Origin of the sequence: Prochlorococcus marinus str. MIT 9107 (assembly GCF_000759855.1) — a bacterium.
Classification (GTDB): domain Bacteria; phylum Cyanobacteriota; class Cyanobacteriia; order PCC-6307; family Cyanobiaceae; genus Prochlorococcus_A; species Prochlorococcus_A marinus_N.
The window spans coordinates 41,788-57,543 of sequence record NZ_JNAI01000004.1 but is presented as its reverse complement, the minus strand read 5'-3'; the positions used below and the strand labels follow the sequence as shown (position 1 = coordinate 57,543).

30 protein-coding genes are annotated in these 15,756 nt (G+C 35.8%); 29 read left to right on the top strand and 1 reads right to left on the bottom strand.

The annotated features are described in order from the left end of the window. Window positions 1-5 precede the first annotated feature (5 nt). Entirely contained in the window at window positions 6-476 is a 471-nt protein-coding gene (ndhN, locus tag EU92_RS06280; RefSeq protein WP_032513745.1) for an NAD(P)H-quinone oxidoreductase subunit N, read from the bottom strand. A gap of 279 nt (window positions 477-755) precedes the next feature. Between ndhN and rplC the strand changes: the two genes are divergently transcribed. From rplC to rpmE, 29 genes are all read left to right on the top strand, one after another. Further along, entirely contained in the window at window positions 756-1,409 is a 654-nt protein-coding gene (gene rplC / locus EU92_RS06285) for a 50S ribosomal protein L3 (protein ID WP_032513746.1), read from the top strand. Continuing rightward, a complete protein-coding gene (gene rplD, locus EU92_RS06290; RefSeq protein ID WP_032513747.1) occupies window positions 1,406-2,038 on the top strand; it encodes a 50S ribosomal protein L4 in 633 nt (210 codons plus the stop codon). The genes rplC and rplD overlap by 4 nt, the downstream gene beginning before the upstream one ends. Then, complete coding sequence (locus EU92_RS06295; RefSeq protein WP_032513749.1) at window positions 2,035-2,337, top strand: 50S ribosomal protein L23; 303 nt, start codon at window positions 2,035-2,037, stop codon at window positions 2,335-2,337. The genes rplD and EU92_RS06295 overlap by 4 nt, the downstream gene beginning before the upstream one ends. 12 nt (window positions 2,338-2,349) lie before the next feature. Continuing rightward, window positions 2,350-3,213, top strand: a complete 864-nt coding sequence (gene rplB, locus EU92_RS06300; RefSeq protein ID WP_032513750.1) for a 50S ribosomal protein L2 — start codon at window positions 2,350-2,352, stop codon at window positions 3,211-3,213. Between the two features lie 37 nt (window positions 3,214-3,250). Next, window positions 3,251-3,529 carry a 30S ribosomal protein S19 gene (gene rpsS / locus EU92_RS06305; RefSeq protein ID WP_032513751.1) on the top strand — a complete coding sequence of 93 codons (279 nt, stop codon included), beginning with the start codon at window positions 3,251-3,253 and terminating at the stop codon, window positions 3,527-3,529. Further along, complete coding sequence (gene rplV / locus EU92_RS06310) at window positions 3,526-3,912, top strand: 50S ribosomal protein L22 (RefSeq protein WP_032513752.1); 387 nt, start codon at window positions 3,526-3,528, stop codon at window positions 3,910-3,912. Before rpsS ends, rplV begins: the two co-directional genes overlap by 4 nt. Next, window positions 3,912-4,643: a 30S ribosomal protein S3 gene (gene rpsC, locus EU92_RS06315; protein WP_032513753.1), complete on the top strand. Its 732-nt coding sequence runs from the start codon at window positions 3,912-3,914 to the stop codon at window positions 4,641-4,643. Before rplV ends, rpsC begins: the two co-directional genes overlap by 1 nt. An 11-nt stretch (window positions 4,644-4,654) precedes the next feature. After that, window positions 4,655-5,137, top strand: a complete 483-nt coding sequence (gene rplP, locus EU92_RS06320) for a 50S ribosomal protein L16 (protein WP_032513754.1) — start codon at window positions 4,655-4,657, stop codon at window positions 5,135-5,137. Then, window positions 5,134-5,352, top strand: coding sequence for a 50S ribosomal protein L29 (gene rpmC / locus EU92_RS09665; protein ID WP_032513755.1), 219 nt, complete (start codon window positions 5,134-5,136; stop codon window positions 5,350-5,352). Before rplP ends, rpmC begins: the two co-directional genes overlap by 4 nt. A gap of 9 nt (window positions 5,353-5,361) precedes the next feature. Further along, window positions 5,362-5,628 (top strand): 30S ribosomal protein S17, encoded by a 267-nt coding sequence (gene rpsQ, locus EU92_RS09660; protein WP_032513756.1) that lies wholly within the window; start codon window positions 5,362-5,364, stop codon window positions 5,626-5,628. Beyond that, window positions 5,625-5,990 carry a 50S ribosomal protein L14 gene (gene rplN / locus EU92_RS06335; RefSeq protein WP_032513758.1) on the top strand — a complete coding sequence of 122 codons (366 nt, stop codon included), beginning with the start codon at window positions 5,625-5,627 and terminating at the stop codon, window positions 5,988-5,990. Before rpsQ ends, rplN begins: the two co-directional genes overlap by 4 nt. Next, window positions 5,991-6,347 (top strand): 50S ribosomal protein L24, encoded by a 357-nt coding sequence (rplX, locus tag EU92_RS06340; protein ID WP_032513759.1) that lies wholly within the window; start codon window positions 5,991-5,993, stop codon window positions 6,345-6,347. A gap of 74 nt (window positions 6,348-6,421) precedes the next feature. After that, window positions 6,422-6,961, top strand: a complete 540-nt coding sequence (gene rplE / locus EU92_RS09655) for a 50S ribosomal protein L5 (protein ID WP_011863652.1) — start codon at window positions 6,422-6,424, stop codon at window positions 6,959-6,961. Between the two features lie 9 nt (window positions 6,962-6,970). Then, a complete protein-coding gene (gene rpsH / locus EU92_RS09650; protein ID WP_011819159.1) occupies window positions 6,971-7,372 on the top strand; it encodes a 30S ribosomal protein S8 in 402 nt (133 codons plus the stop codon). Window positions 7,373-7,384: 12 nt separating this feature from the next. Further along, window positions 7,385-7,924, top strand: a complete 540-nt coding sequence (gene rplF, locus EU92_RS06355; RefSeq protein ID WP_032513761.1) for a 50S ribosomal protein L6 — start codon at window positions 7,385-7,387, stop codon at window positions 7,922-7,924. A gap of 14 nt (window positions 7,925-7,938) precedes the next feature. Continuing rightward, complete coding sequence (gene rplR / locus EU92_RS06360) at window positions 7,939-8,307, top strand: 50S ribosomal protein L18 (RefSeq protein ID WP_032513762.1); 369 nt, start codon at window positions 7,939-7,941, stop codon at window positions 8,305-8,307. A 15-nt stretch (window positions 8,308-8,322) separates the two neighbouring features. Continuing rightward, window positions 8,323-8,946 (top strand): 30S ribosomal protein S5, encoded by a 624-nt coding sequence (rpsE, locus tag EU92_RS06365; protein ID WP_032513764.1) that lies wholly within the window; start codon window positions 8,323-8,325, stop codon window positions 8,944-8,946. Between the two features lie 5 nt (window positions 8,947-8,951). Then, window positions 8,952-9,410 (top strand): 50S ribosomal protein L15, encoded by a 459-nt coding sequence (rplO, locus tag EU92_RS06370; protein WP_032513819.1) that lies wholly within the window; start codon window positions 8,952-8,954, stop codon window positions 9,408-9,410. A 28-nt stretch (window positions 9,411-9,438) separates the two neighbouring features. Continuing rightward, window positions 9,439-10,758 (top strand): preprotein translocase subunit SecY, encoded by a 1,320-nt coding sequence (secY, locus tag EU92_RS06375; protein ID WP_032513765.1) that lies wholly within the window; start codon window positions 9,439-9,441, stop codon window positions 10,756-10,758. Beyond that, window positions 10,758-11,306, top strand: a complete 549-nt coding sequence (locus EU92_RS06380) for an adenylate kinase (protein WP_032513766.1) — start codon at window positions 10,758-10,760, stop codon at window positions 11,304-11,306. The genes secY and EU92_RS06380 overlap by 1 nt, the downstream gene beginning before the upstream one ends. 44 nt (window positions 11,307-11,350) lie before the next feature. Beyond that, complete coding sequence (gene rpmJ / locus EU92_RS09470) at window positions 11,351-11,467, top strand: 50S ribosomal protein L36 (RefSeq protein ID WP_011377173.1); 117 nt, start codon at window positions 11,351-11,353, stop codon at window positions 11,465-11,467. Between the two features lie 40 nt (window positions 11,468-11,507). Next, a complete protein-coding gene (rpsM, locus tag EU92_RS06385; RefSeq protein WP_032513767.1) occupies window positions 11,508-11,873 on the top strand; it encodes a 30S ribosomal protein S13 in 366 nt (121 codons plus the stop codon). Window positions 11,874-11,917: 44 nt separating this feature from the next. Then, window positions 11,918-12,310, top strand: coding sequence for a 30S ribosomal protein S11 (rpsK, locus tag EU92_RS06390; RefSeq protein WP_032513768.1), 393 nt, complete (start codon window positions 11,918-11,920; stop codon window positions 12,308-12,310). Between the two features lie 56 nt (window positions 12,311-12,366). After that, the gene (locus tag EU92_RS06395) at window positions 12,367-13,305 is read left to right on the top strand and encodes a DNA-directed RNA polymerase subunit alpha (protein ID WP_032513769.1); all 939 of its coding nucleotides are present in this window, start codon (window positions 12,367-12,369) and stop codon (window positions 13,303-13,305) included. 15 nt (window positions 13,306-13,320) lie between these two features. Continuing rightward, window positions 13,321-13,671, top strand: a complete 351-nt coding sequence (gene rplQ / locus EU92_RS06400; protein ID WP_032513770.1) for a 50S ribosomal protein L17 — start codon at window positions 13,321-13,323, stop codon at window positions 13,669-13,671. Between the two features lie 34 nt (window positions 13,672-13,705). Continuing rightward, complete coding sequence (gene truA, locus EU92_RS06405; RefSeq protein WP_032513772.1) at window positions 13,706-14,512, top strand: tRNA pseudouridine(38-40) synthase TruA; 807 nt, start codon at window positions 13,706-13,708, stop codon at window positions 14,510-14,512. A 115-nt stretch (window positions 14,513-14,627) separates the two neighbouring features. Further along, window positions 14,628-15,059, top strand: coding sequence for a 50S ribosomal protein L13 (gene rplM, locus EU92_RS06410; protein ID WP_032513773.1), 432 nt, complete (start codon window positions 14,628-14,630; stop codon window positions 15,057-15,059). A 9-nt stretch (window positions 15,060-15,068) separates the two neighbouring features. After that, window positions 15,069-15,479: a 30S ribosomal protein S9 gene (gene rpsI / locus EU92_RS06415; protein ID WP_032513774.1), complete on the top strand. Its 411-nt coding sequence runs from the start codon at window positions 15,069-15,071 to the stop codon at window positions 15,477-15,479. Between the two features lie 13 nt (window positions 15,480-15,492). Beyond that, the gene (rpmE, locus tag EU92_RS06420) at window positions 15,493-15,753 is read left to right on the top strand and encodes a 50S ribosomal protein L31 (protein WP_032513776.1); all 261 of its coding nucleotides are present in this window, start codon (window positions 15,493-15,495) and stop codon (window positions 15,751-15,753) included. The last annotated feature ends 3 nt before the right edge of the window (window positions 15,754-15,756 follow it).

The following is a 15,756-nucleotide window of genomic DNA, read 5'->3' as shown; positions in this document are numbered from 1 at the left end:
TAACTTTAAAATTCATCCAAAATATAATCATTTAATGACTTCCATTCAAGTTTCCTTGAACCACCCATTTCAATAACAATTTTTAGTTTATTATCTTTAGTGCAAATTTCTATTAGGCTCTCCAACTCAGATTGAGACATGACTTGACCTTCTAACAACCAAAGTAATTTATGCTTATCATTTTCATTAAATAATTCAGAAGCTTGTGGGATTACTCGTTGAACTTCTCCGAGCGCTCCGTTTCTCCCTACGCTTTGATGACCAAGGTGAGGCGGCCTAACGCCATGCAATTTTAGTAAGAAGACTTCTGGATCTCCAAGACCTCGTGCTGAGGTTATAAAAGTTTTAAAACCCTTAGCCCTCATTCTTCTCAACAGACGAGTTTCATATCCACCCTCAAGAGGAGCAAAGATTGCAAGACATTTATTTGTTTTTAAATCGTTATGAAATTTTTTTCCTGTGAGCAGTAATGGCATAAAACTCCCTTTATTTTCATTTTATTTTATTTTATGGTACCTGATGATGTACAATTGTAATTCAGTGAATTTTTAAGCTCGTAAGCTAGCCGAGCCTCTACAAAATTTCACATTTTTAGCGTTTCGTTAAAAAACTCAGGAGGGTTTAACCCAAGAGAAACTATCTAAATTTTCAGATAAGTCTCAACCTTAATTAATAGTTTTTTGTTAACTTCATCTTTCAAATTAAGAAAGGTCTAGATAATTAAAAAATCATTACGAGCTAGCATAATTAGTCTTATGTCTATCGGAATTTTAGGAAAGAAATTGGGCATGTCCCAACTTTTCGACGACAAAGGTAATTCAGTACCAGTTACTCTCATTGAGGCTGGCCCATGCCGTGTCACTCAATTGAAAACTTCAGCTTTGGATGGTTATACTGCCGTTCAGATAGGTTATGGCTTGTCAAAAGATAAGCATATAAGCAAGCCTGAAAAAGGCCATCTATTAAAATCAGGCGAAGAACTTCTTAAGCATTTAAAAGAATATAGGGTTGAAGAAACTTCATCTTACGAAATTGGGAATCAAATAACTGTAAAAAATTTTGAGGTCGGCCAGAAAGTTGATATCAGTGGTAAATCAATGGGTAGAGGTTTTGCTGGTTACCAAAAAAGACATGGTTTTAGCAGAGGACCTATGAGTCATGGCTCAAAAAATCATAGAGCTCCAGGTTCTACAGGAGCAGGAACAACTCCAGGTAGAATTTATCCTGGGAAAAGAATGGCAGGAAGATATGGAGGTAAACAGATAACCACTAAGGGTTTGTTAGTTTTAAAAATTGATAACCAGAAAAACTTACTTGTAGTCAAAGGTTCTGTCCCAGGAAAGCCTGGCTCAATTGTAAATATAAAGCCAAATAACGTTGTAGGTAAAAAGGGAGGTGAAAAATCATGACAACACTCGAAACTCTTAAGTGGGATGGTAAAAAATCAGGCAAAGTATCACTTGACTTAGCAGTTGCTAAGGAAACTTCTTCGGCAGACTTAATTCACAGAGCAGTTCTTAGACAATTAGCAAACAAAAGACAAGGGACTGCATCAACTTTGACAAGATCTGAAGTACGAGGGGGTGGCAGAAAGCCATACAAACAGAAAGGGACAGGAAGAGCTCGTCAAGGATCAATAAGAACACCCTTAAGACCTGGTGGTGGAATTATTTTTGGTCCAAAGCCACGTTCTTACAATCTTGATATGAATCGTAAGGAGCGCAGATTAGCTCTTAGAACTGCACTTATGTCCAGAGTCTCTGATATTAAGGCTGTTGAAGATTTTGGATCTACCTTAAAGCAGCCTAAAACAAGTGATATCATCAATGGCCTTGCTCGATTAGGAATACAAAAAACTGAAAAAGTCTTGGTTATTCTTCATAATCCCTCAGATGTAATAAAAAAATCCATTAATAATATTGAAAAAGTAAAATTAATAGCCGCTGATCAATTGAATGTATTTGATATTCTCAACGCTAATAAGTTGGTCATAGGTCAATCAGCAATAAGTAAAATTCAGGAGGTGTATGCATCATGAGTAAATTATTCGACTCTCGTTTGGCCGACGTAATACGAAAGCCAGTTATTACTGAGAAAGCCACAAACGCACTAGATCTTAACCAATATACTTTTGAAGTTGATCATAGAGCGGCAAAACCACAAATAAAGGCCGCTGTAGAAACTTTGTTCAGTGTCAAAGTCATAGGAGTTAACACTATGAATCCTCCCAGGAGAACTAGAAGAGTCGGTAAATTTTCCGGTAAACGTTCTCAGGTCAAAAAGGCAATTGTTCGCCTTGCTGAAGGAGACAAAATCCAACTATTTCCAGAATCTTAAGGAGTTTTAATCATGGCAATTCGTAAATTTAAACCTTATACACCTGGAACTAGACAGAGAGTAGTTACTGATTTTAGTGAAATAACAAGTGCAAAACCTGAAAGATCACTAATAGTTTCAAAACATAGAGTCAAAGGTAGGAATAATCGTGGAGTTATTACTTGTCGACATCGTGGAGGTGGTCACAAAAGGCAATACAGATTAGTCGACTTTAGAAGAGACAAAAGAAACATTAACGCTAAAGTTGCTGCTATTCACTATGATCCTCATAGAAATGCAAGGCTTGCACTTTTATTCTATGAAGATGGAGAGAAAAGATATATTATAGCTCCAGCTGGAGTGAAAGTTGGCCAAAATGTCATATCCGGAGAAAATGTTCCAATAGAAGATGGGAATGCAATGCCACTTTCTGTCATGCCATTAGGATCTAGCGTTCATTGTGTTGAGTTATATGCAGGTAGAGGTGCTCAGATGGTTAGATCCGCTGGAGCTAGTGCCCAAGTTATGGCAAAAGAGGGGGATTATGTTGCTTTAAAACTCCCATCTACTGAGGTAAGACTTGTCAGAAAAGAATGCTATGCAACTCTTGGAGAAGTTGGTAACTCAGAAATAAGAAATACTAGCTTAGGTAAAGCAGGAAGGAGAAGATGGCTTGGAAGAAGGCCTCAAGTGAGAGGAAGTGTAATGAACCCATGTGATCATCCACATGGAGGAGGAGAGGGGAAAGCACCAATTGGTAGAGCAGGCCCTGTTACTCCATGGGGTAAACCAGCTCTTGGTTTAAAGACACGTAAAAAGAACAAACCAAGTAATAAATTAGTAGTTCGAAGACGTCGTCGCATTTCTAAGAGGAGTAGAGGAGGAAGAGACTCTTGATTACTTTATTTATTTCTTTAATTTCTATTTTATAAACATGGGACGTTCACTAAAAAAAGGACCTTTTATAGCAGATAGTTTGCTCAAAAAGGTAGAAAAACAAAATACTGATAATGACAAGTCTGTTATTAAAACTTGGTCTAGAGCATCTACGATTTTACCTGTCATGATTGGCCACACAATCGCAGTACATAATGGTAAGACTCACATTCCTGTATTTATAACCGAACAAATGATCGGTCATAAACTCGGTGAATTTGCTCCTACACGTACTTACCGTGGTCACTTAAGAGATAAGAAAGGAGCTAAATCATGACAAAAACACCTGAAACAACAAAAAAAGCTATTGCTCATGGAAACTATGTTCGCGGATCAGCCTCTAAAGTTAGAAGAGTTTTGGATCAAATAAGGGGTCGTTCATATAGAGATGCATTGATTATGTTGGAATTTATGCCTTACAGATCTACTGACCCTATTACTAAAGTTCTAAGATCTGCAGTTGCAAATGCTGAGCATAATCTTGGAATGGATCCCTCCACTCTAGTCATTTCCTCTGCTTGGGCTAATAATGGCCCTGTAATGAAGAGGTATAGACCTAGAGCTCAAGGTAGAGCTTTTTCTATTAAAAAACAGACTTGCCATATAAGTATTTCTGTTGAATCTGCTCCTACTCAAACCAATGCGGAGGTACAAAACTAATGGGACATAAAATACATCCTTCTGGACTCAGATTAGGTATTACACAAGAGCATCGCTCCAAATGGTTTGCCACATCAAAGACATATCCAATTCTTCTCCAAGAAGATTTTAAAATTCGTACTTTCATACAGAAAAAATATGGGGCAGCTGGAATAAGTGATGTACTAATAGCTAGAAAAGCTGATCAACTGGAACTTGAATTAAAAACAGCAAGACCAGGAGTTATAGTTGGAAGACAAGGAAGTGGCATTGAAGAATTAAGAGCTGGAATTCAAAAAACTATTGGTGATAGGACAAGGCAAGTTAGGATAAATGTTGTTGAAGTTGAGCGAGTTGACGCTGATGCTTTTTTACTGGCTGAATATATTGCTCAACAATTGGAAAAAAGAGTTGCCTTCAGAAGAACTATAAGGATGGCTTTACAAAGGGCTCAAAGGGCTGGAGTTTTAGGTTTAAAAATACAAGTTGGTGGAAGGTTAAATGGCGCTGAAATTGCGAGAACAGAATGGACTAGAGAAGGTAGAGTTCCTTTACATACTTTGAGAGCTGAAATTGACTATGCAACACGCGAAGCTAATACTACATACGGTGTTCTAGGAATTAAAGTTTGGGTTTTCAAAGGGGAAGTTCTTCCTAAAGAAGAGCAAACAATACCAGTGGGTTCTAGCCCCAAGAGGAAAGCTAACCGAAGACCTCAACAATTTGAGGATCGTTCAAATGAGAATTCATAGGAGGTATAAAAATGCTTAGTCCAAAACGCACTAAATTCCGTAAACAACATAGAGGCAGAATGAGGGGGGTGGCCTCAAAAGGTAATACTATTGCTTTCGGTCAATTTGCTCTCCAAGCTCAAGACTGTGGATGGGTAACTGCACGTCAGATTGAAGCCAGCAGAAGAGCTATGACACGATATATCAAACGTGGAGGTCAAATCTGGATAAGAATATTTCCTGATAAACCTGTAACCATGAGACCTGCTGAAACTAGAATGGGCTCTGGTAAAGGTAATCCAGAGTTTTGGGTTGCAGTTGTAAAACCTGGAAGGATACTTTTTGAAATGGGTGGTGAGGATATTACTGAAGAAACAGCAAAGGAAGCTATGCGTCTGGCTCAATACAAACTTCCTGTAAAAACAAAATTTATCTCGATTGATAAAGATCTAGAAGCATCCTCCAAAGAAGAGACAAAAAATAGTAAAAAATCGCAAAAGGAGGTTAAACAATGAAAAACTCAGAGTCTCTTAAAGAATTTAAAAAATTAAATTCTGCGCAAATTACTGAAAAGATTGATCAATTACGAAAAGATCTTTTTGATTTGAGATTCAAGCAAGCTACTAGACAGCTTAATGAAACTCATAAATTTAAAGTCATTAAGAAACAAGTTGCTCAATTACTAACACTCAGTAAGAGTCAATCTGTTTCTCAAACAACTTCTGATTAATTATTAGTTATGGCACTTAAAGAAAGAATTGGTACTGTGGTCAGCGACAAAATGGACAAAACAGTTGTTGTTGCCGTTATTAACAGATATCCACATCCCACTTATAAAAAAATTGTAAGTAGAACTACGCGATATAAGGCACATGATCCTGAAAATACATGTGTTTTAGGTGATCGAGTTAAAATTAGAGAAACTAGACCGCTTAGCGCTCATAAAAGGTGGGCAATAGAAGAGATACTCAATAAAACAAGTCAGAATAAGGAGGTTAAAAAATGATACAACAAGAAACTTATTTAACAGTCGCTGATAATAGTGGTGCCAAAAGACTTCAATGTATTAGAGTTTTAGGCTCTAATAGAAGATACGCACATGTTGGAGATGTAATTGTAGCAACTGTAAAAGATGCTCTTCCGAATATGGGAGTTAAGAAATCTGAAATTGTTAAAGCCGTCATCGTTAGAACTAAAGCAACATTAAGAAGAAATACTGGTAATTCAATTAGATTTGATGATAATGCTGCAGTGTTGCTTAATGAAGATAAGAATCCAAAAGGTACTAGAGTTTTTGGTCCTGTAGCAAGAGAACTGCGGGACAAAAATTATACTAAGATTGTTTCTCTCGCTCCGGAGGTTATTTAAATGTTGGATTCATTAAAACAAAAGAAAAATTTCCAAAGAATAAAAATGAGAATCAAAACTGGAGATTTAGTAAAAGTAATTAATGGTAAAGACAAAGGAAAAACTGGTGAGGTTTTAAAAACTATCCCTATTGAAAATAGAGTAGTAGTTAAGGGAATTAACCTTAGGACAAAACATGTTAAGCCAACTCAGGAAGGAGAAACTGGAAGAATACTTACAGAAGAAGCCTCTTTGCATGCATCAAATGTAATGTTCTTCTCAAAGGATAAAAATCTTACAAGTAAGATCGAATACTTTATTGATAAGGAGGGAGTTAAGAAAAGAAGATTAAAGAAAACTGGTGAAGTAATTGATTAATTTTTCATCAGAAACCAGATTTCAACTTTTTCTAATTTCTCAATTCTGACAAAGACCAGAATTAACAAAAAATTATGACTCTAAAAAATCGCTACAAAGAATCAATTAGACCAAAACTATTAAAGGATCTTGGTCTTAAAAATATTCATCAAGTTCCTAAAGTTGTCAAAGTCAACGTTAACAGAGGACTTGGTGAAGCAGCTTCAAATTCAAAAGCTCTAGAAGCCTCCTTAAACGAAATGGCAACAATTACCGGACAAAAGGCCTTAGTGACTAGGGCCAAAAAAGCTATCGCGGGTTTTAAAATTCGTGAAGGTATGCCTATTGGTTGTACTGTAACTTTAAGAGGGGACAGGATGTATTCCTTTTTAGAAAGATTTATAAATCTAGCTTTACCAAGAATTAGAGACTTTAGAGGAGTTAATCCAAAAAGTTTTGATGGGAGAGGGAATTACACCGTTGGAGTGAAAGAACAATTGATTTTTCCCGAAATCTCTTTTGATAAAATAGATTCAATAAGAGGTATGGATATAACAATTGTAACTAGTGCAAGATCAGATCAAGAAGGTAAAGCTCTTTTGCAAGAGTTAGGAATGCCTTTCAGTAAGAATTAAATTAAAACTATGTCAAATCACGATCCTATTTCAGATATGCTTACTCGAATTAGAAATGCGAGTCAAAAAAAGCATACAACTACAACAATCCCAGGTTCAAAAATGTCCTTAAGTATTGCTAAAGTGCTTCAAAAAGAGGGTTTCATTTCTGATATTAATGAGGAAGGTGAAGGTTATAAATCACAAATCATACTCGGCCTCAAATATAGTGGTAAAAATAAATTCCCTACTATTCGATCTATGCAAAGAGTTAGTAAACCTGGTTTGAGAATTTATAAGAATACTAGAGGCTTGCCAAAAGTTCTTGGAGGTCTTGGAGTAGCCATCATCTCAACTTCTAAAGGAGTCATGAGTGATCGTGATGCTAGGAAGCAAGGTATAGGTGGCGAAGTCCTTTGCTATGTTTATTAAGGAGAATTAATCATGTCAAGAATAGGAAAAACACCAGTACTGATTCCAGAAAAAGTTACAGTTGATTTTGATGGATTAACAGTTACAGTTAAAGGCCCCAAGGGTGAATTGAAACGATTAATGCCTGAGGGAGTTAGTTTTGATAAAAAAGATAATACTGTTGTCGTAAGTCCTACTACAACCAAAATATATTCAAGGCAAAGACATGGTTTATGTAGGGCATTAATTGCAAATATGGTTGAAGGGGTTAGTCAAGGTTTTTCAAAGAAACTTGAAATTGTAGGCGTTGGATCCAGAGCTCAAGTAAAAGGAAAAAATCTTGTTGTAAGTGCAGGATATAGTCATCCAGTAGAAATGATCCCCCCTGATGGTATAACATACAAAGTTGAGAGTAATACAAACGTTACCGTATCTGGAATTGATAAGGAAATTGTTGGCAATGAAGCAGCAAAAATCAGATCAATTAGACCTCCAGAGCCATATAAAGGTAAAGGAATTAAATACCATGATGAGAGAATTCTCAGAAAAGCTGGTAAATCTGGCAAAAAATAATTCCATTTAAAAAAATGACCAAACTTTCCAGAAAATTACAAACCCAAAAAAGACATAGAAGATTAAGAAGATTCTTAATTGGAGATGCAACGCGTCCAAGATTGTCTGTTTTTCGCTCTAATAACCATATTTATGCTCAGGTTATAGATGATAGCGCTCAAAAAACTATTTGTTCGGCTTCAACTGTTGATAAAGAACTCAGAGAAAAATCCGAGAAATTACCTGCTGATTGTAATTCCTCTTCCATTGTTGGAAAATTATTAGCAAATAGAGCGATGAAAAAAGGCATTAAGCAAGTAATTTTTGATCGTGGAGGAAATTTATATCACGGAAGAGTAAAGGCTCTTGCGGATGCTGCTCGAGAAGCTGGCCTTGAATTCTAACTTTTAATTTTTACTATGACTGACACTCCAACAAAACAAGAAACTCAAACCAAGACTGATAACATTCCTGGAGCCATCCCTGGCGAACAAAAAAAGAATAATCGTAATAACGATCGCAAAAGACATAGAAGGGGTGATTCAAAAAATCTAGAGAGAGATTCTGATTGGCAAGAACGGGTTGTTCAAATAAGACGCGTTTCTAAAACTGTTAAAGGCGGAAAAAAAATGAGTTTTAGAGCAATAGTTGTAGTTGGTAATGAGAAAGGTCAGGTTGGCGTTGGAGTTGGAAAAGCTGGAGATGTTATTGGTGCGGTAAGAAAGGGAGTCTCAGATGGCAAAAAGAATCTTGTTAGGGTTCCTTTAACTCCAAACAATTCAATACCAACTTTATCTAAAGGTAGAGATGGTGCTGCTAATGTACTAATTAGGCCAGCTGCTCCAGGAACAGGTGTAATTGCTGGTGGTTCAATTAGAACAGTTCTAGAATTGGCGGGCATAAAAAATGTCTTAGCAAAAAGATTGGGTAGTAAAACACCCTTAAATAATGCAAGAGCTGCTATGGTGGCTCTTTCTCAATTAAGAACACATAAATCCGCCTCAAGGGAAAGAGGGATCTCACTCGAACAGCTTTATTCTTGAAAATTATGACTTCAAAATTAAATACACTTAAATCAAACTCTGGCTCTAGAAAGAAAAAGTTAAGAAAGGGTAGAGGTATTGCTGCCGGTCAGGGTGCTTCATGTGGTTTTGGAATGAGAGGACAAAAGTCACGTTCTGGAAGACCCACACGTCCAGGTTTTGAAGGTGGACAAATGCCTTTGTACAGAAGAGTTCCAAAATTAAAGCACTTTGAAATAATTAATCAAAAAAACTTTTCTATAATAAATCTAGATAAATTAAATGATTTCAAAGATAACGATACTGTTAACTTAGATTCACTAGTCAAGAGAGGATTGATCTTTAAGCCAAAATTTCCTTTAAAAATTCTTGGCCATGGAGAAGTCAAAGTCAAATTAATAGTCCAAGCTCATGCATTCACAAAAGTTGCAAAACAAAAAATTGAGGACGCTGGTGGATCCTGTGAGCTTATAAATAATAAATAAATTTACTAAGATTTAGGTAAGCTTCAAAATGTTTGTCAACAAAAGTAGAAATCCTAGCGCTTCTGAAATACTCTCCCAATTATTTTTAAATAAAGAGTTAAGGAGTAGGGTTTTAACAACTTTAGGTTTGCTTCTTTTAGTAAGACTTGGTATCTATATTCCCATGCCCGGTATTGATAGGGTTGCTTTTAAAAGTTTTATAGATCAAGGAGGCCAATTAATAGGTTTTTTAGATATTTTTACTGGTGGAGGAATTTCAACACTAGGAATATTTGCATTAGGCATACTTCCTTTTATCAACGCATCAATTATTATTCAGCTGCTAACAGCTTCATTGCCTGTCCTTGAAGATTTACAAAAAAATGAAGGAGAAGCGGGTAGAAGAAAAATTGCTCAAATAACCAGATATGTTGCCTTGGGATGGGGTTTTTTACAGAGTATTATTTTTTCTTTAATTCTAAGACAATACGCAATTCAAGGGATAAGTGAAACTACATTTGTTTTGCAAACCTCTTTAGCTCTTGTTACTGGCTCAATGTTAGTTATGTGGTTTAGTGAAATTATTACAGAGAAAGGAATAGGGCAAGGAGCTTCATTGGTAATTTTTTTGAATATTGTCTCAACTTTACCAAAGGCTCTAAGTTCAACCATCGAAAAAGCTCAAACTGGTGATCGAGGAGATGTTTTAGGGATAGTTGTTTTACTGGGTGTATTTTTACTGACAATTGTTGGGATAATTTTTGTTCAGGAGGGAGCTAGACGTATTCCTATCGTTAGTGCAAAAAGGCAAATAGGAAATACCACTTTACTCCCTACAAGGCAAAGTTATTTGCCTTTAAAATTAAATGCTGGAGGAGTAATGCCCATCATTTTTGCATCTGCTTTAATTTTTCTACCTATAACTATTGCAAATGTCACAGGGAATCCAGTCTTAATCAAATTAGCGAGTAGTTTAAATCCCGGATCGTCAAATCCATGGCCATATGCTCTTACATTTTTCTCCTTGATTTTAGGATTTTCTTATTTTTACGCATCTCTAACAATTAATCCAGTTGATGTGGCTTCAAATTTAAAGAAAGGAGGAGTAGCTATCCCAGGAGTTAGACCTGGAACTAATACAGCAAACTACTTATCAGGGATACAAAATAGGTTGACATTATTAGGAGGATTATTTCTGGGATCAGTAGCTATAATTCCAGCTGCAGTTGAAAGAGCTACGAATGTCCAGACTTTCCAAGGTTTAGGAGCAACTTCATTGCTTATTCTTGTGGGAGTGGCTATTGATACGGCTAAGCAAATTCAAACTTATGTTATTTCTCAGAGGTATGAGGGACTAATAAACAATTAATGAAAAAACATTTACTATTTTTAGGACCACCTGGAGCAGGGAAAGGGACTCAGGCTGCATTATTAAGTCAAACCAATTCTTATTTGCATCTTTCTACAGGGGAATTATTAAGAAAAGAAATTGAAATGAATTCTACTCTAGGTAGACAGGTAAAGGATATTATTAACCGTGGGGAACTTGTAAGTGACGAACTTGTCTTAAAAATAGTAAAGCAAAATTTAGATAAGGATAATAAAGGTTGGATTCTAGATGGCTATCCAAGAAATTTATCTCAAGCAAATTCATTGAACGAGGTATTGATTGAAATAAATCAACCCTTAGAATTAGTTTTTTACTTAGATATTCCAGAAGAAGTTTTAATTAAGCGTTTACTTTTAAGAGGGAGAAAAGATGATACTGAAGAGACGATTAGAACAAGAGTTGACATTTACAAGAAAACTACAGAACCATTGATTAAATATTTCAAAGATCTTTCATTATTAGAATATATTGATGCTGATAGAGATTTAAAAACTATTTCCTCTGATATCAAACAAAAAATGGCTTGACGATGATGTAGAATATAGTATTAACGTTTTATTTGTAAAACCCCATGAAGGTCAGATCTTCAGTCAAAAAAATTAGTCCTGACGATCAGATCGTGAGGAGAAGAGGTAAAATCTATGTTATAAACAAGAAAAGACCTCGCAATAAACAGCGTCAGGGTTAAATTTAAACCCTTTATTCAAACTTTTATTTACTAAAAACACGTGGCCAGGATTGCAGGAATTGACATACCTCGCGAAAAGCGAGTTGAAATTGCACTTACATACGTCTATGGAATTGGTTTAACAAGATCACAGCTAATTCTTGCTAATACAGGCGTAAACCCAGATATTCGTGTCAAAGATCTTTCAGATTCTGATGTGCAAAAACTTAGAGGCGCTACGGAGGAATTTACTTTAGAAGGTGATTTGAGAAGAAAAGAAGGAATGGCCTTAAAACGTTTACAAGATATAGGATGCGTTAGAGGAAGAAGGCATAGAATGAGTCTTCCAGTAAGAGGCCAAAGAACTAGAACCAATGCAAGAACAAGACGGGGTTCAAGAAAAACAGTTGCTGGAAGAAAAAAATAATTAACTAAATCTATTCACAAATTCTAGTATTAAACTAAAACATTATGGCAGCAACAGTAAAAAAAACCGGTTCAAAGAAATCCAAGCGCAATGTACCTAATGGCGTTGTGCATATTCAAAGCACATTTAATAACACTATCGTCTCAATTAGTGATACTTCTGGACACGTAATTTCTTGGTCTTCTGCAGGAGCTAGTGGATTTAAAGGCGCTCGGAAAGGTACTCCATTTGCGGCTCAAACAGCAGCTGAAGCTGCAGCTAGAAGAGCACTTGACCAAGGCATGAGACAAATAGAAGTATTAGTTAGAGGACCTGGCTCAGGTAGGGAAACGGCCATAAGAGCTTTACAAGTGGCCGGTTTAGAAATAACTCTAATAAGAGATGTAACTCCATTACCTCATAATGGATGTAGAAGACCTAAACGAAGACGCGTTTAGGTCTAAAACCATTCACCAACCCCCCCCCAAAAAAAACTTTAACCTTATTTTCTTCCGTGTTGCAATACCAGATTGACAGAATCGACCATCAAGTATCAGATGATCGCTCCCAAACAGGAACTTTTTTAATTGGCCCTTTAGAGAGGGGACAAGCTACAACTTTAGGTAATTCGCTTAGAAGAGTCCTTATGGGAGGGCTTGAAGGAAGTGCAGTTACTGCAGTAAGAATAGCAGGAATTAACCATGAATATGCAACAATTCCTGGAGTTAGGGAAGACGTTTTAGATATTCTTCTCAATTGTAAGCAGTTATCAATTAATAGTTCTAACCCAGAACTTGAAATAGGTAGGTTAGTAGCAAGTGGTCCAATGGAGGTGAAGGCGAATGATATTCAATTCTCATCTCAAGTTGAAATAGTTGATGGCGAAAAACCGATTGCAACTATTCAGGAAGGTCATAATTTAGAGTTAGAAATTCATGTTGAAAGAGGCGTGGGATATAGACCCGTCGATCGTAGAGATGAAGAGACAACTGCTATTGATTTACTTCAAATAGATGCTGTATTTATGCCAGTGAAAAGAGTTAATTTTACGATTGATGAAACTGCTGTAGCAGAAGGCGGAACCGGCAGAGAAAGACTAAAAATGGAAGTAGTAACAGATGGTTCAACTAGTCCTGATGATGCTATTGCCGAAGCTGCAAACCAGTTAATAGAACTCTTTCAACCTCTTGCCACTGTTACAATGGTGGAGGAGATCCCTGAAGAACCTGAACCATCTCCTGAAGCTCAAATTCCTCTTGAGGAACTAAACTTGTCCGTTAGAGCATATAATTGTTTAAAAAGAGCTCAAGTTAACTCAGTTTCAGATTTAATGGGTTTTAGCTATGAAGATCTTCTAGAAATTAAGAACTTTGGCTCTAAATCTGCAGATGAGGTTATTGAAGCTCTTGAGCGCATAGGAATTTCTATCCCTCAAAGTAGAACCTCCGTTTAACAATTTTTAAAGATCATGAGACACCAACTTAGAATTCCATTATTAAGTAAACCTGCTGACCAGAGGAAAGCACTTTTAAGAGGTTTGACTACACAATTAATTAGGGAAGGTAGAGTAACAACAACAAAAGCTAGAGCAAAAGCTTTAAGAAATCAAGCAGAAAGAATGATTTCTCTTGCTAAAGATGGTAGCTTGGCTTCTAGGAGAAGGGCTATTGGATATATTTATGATAAGAAATTAGTTCATTCATTATTTGAAAAAGCAAAAGAAAGATATGGAGATAGAAAAGGTGGTTATACTCGAATAGTTAGAACCGTATCTAGAAAAGGTGATAACGCTCAAATGGCTATAATCGAGCTTGTTTAAGTTAGTTAATTAAAGTTTTTTATAAATTTAATTTTTGAAAAGGGTAGCTTTACTAGTTCAATATGATGGATCTAACTATTCAGGCTGGCAAAGGCAAAAAAATGCAACTACAGTTCAGCAAATTATAGAAAAAGCTCTTTTTAAAGTTACATGTCAGGTAGTGAAGACTTTTGCTGCAGGTAGAACCGATGCAGGGGTTCATGCATCAGGTCAAGTAGTACACTTTGATATTGATTGCATTATCCCAGGTAATCGTTATTCAAGCTTACTAAATAGTCTTTTACCCTCTACAATTAGAATCTTGGAATCGGTTGAGATTGAAGATAGTTGGCATGCATGCTATTCAGCAATGTATAGACATTATCGATATGTCATTAATAACAGTAAATTTCCTAATTTGTTCATAAACAATTGGTCATGGCATCGGTATCAAAAAGTACTAGATGAAGTTTTAATGTTAAATGCATCAAAGAGTATGGAAGGAGAACACGATTTTTTTGCTTTTCAGAAAAGTGGTAGCAACAGGACAACTTCTATTACAAAGATAAAAAATATAGATATTAAAAGAGTAGAGGATTTGATATTGGTTGATATTAAAGCTACTGGATTTCTCTATGGAATGGTCCGTTTAATTGTTGGTCAACTAGTGTTAGTTGGAGAAAAAAAAATATCGCCAGAAATTTTTACAGATAGATGGGTAAATAAAAAGAAAAATGATGTTAAAGAATCTGCACCAGCTAAGGGATTATGTTTTGTAAATGCCGTTTATGCCGAAAATGTTTTTAAAAAGATCAATAAAAAAGATTTTTTTCCAGTATTCTTGATTAAGGGTTTTTCTTAACTGAATTTGGTTTTAGCAATTTATTTGTGTAAATTATCCAAAATTATTGTTTAAAACTCCTTCAATAAGGTAGAATTTAAGACTTAATTTAAATTTATTTGCATAAACTTGGTAAATGAATAAAACAATTACTCCGTCTATAGAAACCATTGAAAGAGATTGGTTTTTAGTTGACGCAAAGGATAAGACACTTGGAAGACTTGCCACAGAAATCGCAACTGTTTTAAGAGGAAAAAATAAACCAACATTTACTCCTCATTTAGATACAGGTGACTTTGTCATTGTTGTCAATGCCGAAAAGATTGAAGTTACAGGTAAAAAATCATCACAAAAGTTATATAGGAGACATTCTGGTAGACCAGGAGGAATGAAAATTGAAAAATTTGAGTCTCTTCAAGCAAGAATTCCTGAAAGAATTATAGAGCAAGCTGTTAAGGGCATGCTTCCACATAATTCTTTAGGAAGACAGCAATTTAAAAAACTAAAGGTTTATAAAGGTGCTGATCATCCTCATGCTGCCCAGAATCCTGTATTATTAAATAGTTAACTCATTAATATGAATAGTCAAATAAAAAACAAAGCTGTTTATTGGGGAACTGGAAGAAGAAAAACTTCAGTTGCTAGAGTTCGTTTGATCCCAGGAACTGGACAAATTAAAATTAATGGTCGTGCAGGAGATGATTATTTAAACTTTAATCCGCTTCACTTGAATTCTGTAAAAGCTCCTTTGCAAACGTTAGGTCTAGAAAATTCTTATGATATTTTTGTTAATGTTTTTGGTGGTGGATTGACAGGCCAGGCAGATGCTATTAAGCAAGGTGCCGCCAGGGCACTTTGCGAATTGTCTCCCGACAACCGGAAACCCCTAAAAACTGAAGGTCATCTAAGTAGAGATCCTAGAGCTAAGGAAAGAAGAAAATATGGTCTTAAAAAAGCAAGAAAAGCTCCACAATTCTCTAAACGCTAAAGGAAATTTAATTATGCCAAAATCAGAAATCCACCCAAAATGGTATCCAGATGCAAAAGTTATTTGTAATGGTGAAGTTGTAATGACGACAGGCTCAACTCAGCCTGAACTACATGTTGATGTATGGAGTGGTAATCATCCTTTCTTCACTGGAACTCAAAAAATTCTTGATACAGAAGGAAGAGTTGATAGGTTTATGAAAAAATATGGAATGGGTTCAGCAAATTCAGCTACATCAAAAGATCAAAAAGAAGAAAACGATTCTAATAAATAGAAT

Bases quoted from the DNA above. Each gene is read 5' to 3' on its own strand.
- rplR (WP_032513762.1), top strand. From the start codon at position 7,939: ATGACCAAACTTTCCAGAAAATTACAAACCCAAAAAAGACATAGAAGA.
- rplF (WP_032513761.1), top strand. From the start codon at position 7,385: ATGTCAAGAATAGGAAAAACACCAGTACTGATTCCAGAAAAAGTTACA.
- rplV (WP_032513752.1), top strand. From the start codon at position 3,526: ATGACAAAAACACCTGAAACAACAAAAAAAGCTATTGCTCATGGAAAC.
- rpmJ (WP_011377173.1), top strand. From the start codon at position 11,351: ATGAAGGTCAGATCTTCAGTCAAAAAAATTAGTCCTGACGATCAGATC.
- rpsS (WP_032513751.1), top strand. From the start codon at position 3,251: ATGGGACGTTCACTAAAAAAAGGACCTTTTATAGCAGATAGTTTGCTC.
- rplB (WP_032513750.1), top strand. From the start codon at position 2,350: ATGGCAATTCGTAAATTTAAACCTTATACACCTGGAACTAGACAGAGA.
- EU92_RS06295 (WP_032513749.1), top strand. From the start codon at position 2,035: ATGAGTAAATTATTCGACTCTCGTTTGGCCGACGTAATACGAAAGCCA.
- rpsC (WP_032513753.1), top strand. From the start codon at position 3,912: ATGGGACATAAAATACATCCTTCTGGACTCAGATTAGGTATTACACAA.
- rpsK (WP_032513768.1), top strand. From the start codon at position 11,918: ATGGCAGCAACAGTAAAAAAAACCGGTTCAAAGAAATCCAAGCGCAAT.
- rpmE (WP_032513776.1), top strand. From the start codon at position 15,493: ATGCCAAAATCAGAAATCCACCCAAAATGGTATCCAGATGCAAAAGTT.
- rplE (WP_011863652.1), top strand. From the start codon at position 6,422: ATGACTCTAAAAAATCGCTACAAAGAATCAATTAGACCAAAACTATTA.
- EU92_RS06380 (WP_032513766.1), top strand. From the start codon at position 10,758: ATGAAAAAACATTTACTATTTTTAGGACCACCTGGAGCAGGGAAAGGG.
- ndhN (WP_032513745.1), bottom strand. From the start codon at position 476: ATGCCATTACTGCTCACAGGAAAAAAATTTCATAACGATTTAAAAACA.
- rpsQ (WP_032513756.1), top strand. From the start codon at position 5,362: ATGGCACTTAAAGAAAGAATTGGTACTGTGGTCAGCGACAAAATGGAC.
- rplN (WP_032513758.1), top strand. From the start codon at position 5,625: ATGATACAACAAGAAACTTATTTAACAGTCGCTGATAATAGTGGTGCC.
- rplX (WP_032513759.1), top strand. From the start codon at position 5,991: ATGTTGGATTCATTAAAACAAAAGAAAAATTTCCAAAGAATAAAAATG.
- rplC (WP_032513746.1), top strand. From the start codon at position 756: ATGTCTATCGGAATTTTAGGAAAGAAATTGGGCATGTCCCAACTTTTC.
- rpmC (WP_032513755.1), top strand. From the start codon at position 5,134: ATGAAAAACTCAGAGTCTCTTAAAGAATTTAAAAAATTAAATTCTGCG.
- rpsE (WP_032513764.1), top strand. From the start codon at position 8,323: ATGACTGACACTCCAACAAAACAAGAAACTCAAACCAAGACTGATAAC.
- rplP (WP_032513754.1), top strand. From the start codon at position 4,655: ATGCTTAGTCCAAAACGCACTAAATTCCGTAAACAACATAGAGGCAGA.
- rplM (WP_032513773.1), top strand. From the start codon at position 14,628: ATGAATAAAACAATTACTCCGTCTATAGAAACCATTGAAAGAGATTGG.
- secY (WP_032513765.1), top strand. From the start codon at position 9,439: ATGTTTGTCAACAAAAGTAGAAATCCTAGCGCTTCTGAAATACTCTCC.
- rplQ (WP_032513770.1), top strand. From the start codon at position 13,321: ATGAGACACCAACTTAGAATTCCATTATTAAGTAAACCTGCTGACCAG.
- rplD (WP_032513747.1), top strand. From the start codon at position 1,406: ATGACAACACTCGAAACTCTTAAGTGGGATGGTAAAAAATCAGGCAAA.
- rplO (WP_032513819.1), top strand. From the start codon at position 8,952: ATGACTTCAAAATTAAATACACTTAAATCAAACTCTGGCTCTAGAAAG.
- rpsH (WP_011819159.1), top strand. From the start codon at position 6,971: ATGTCAAATCACGATCCTATTTCAGATATGCTTACTCGAATTAGAAAT.
- rpsI (WP_032513774.1), top strand. From the start codon at position 15,069: ATGAATAGTCAAATAAAAAACAAAGCTGTTTATTGGGGAACTGGAAGA.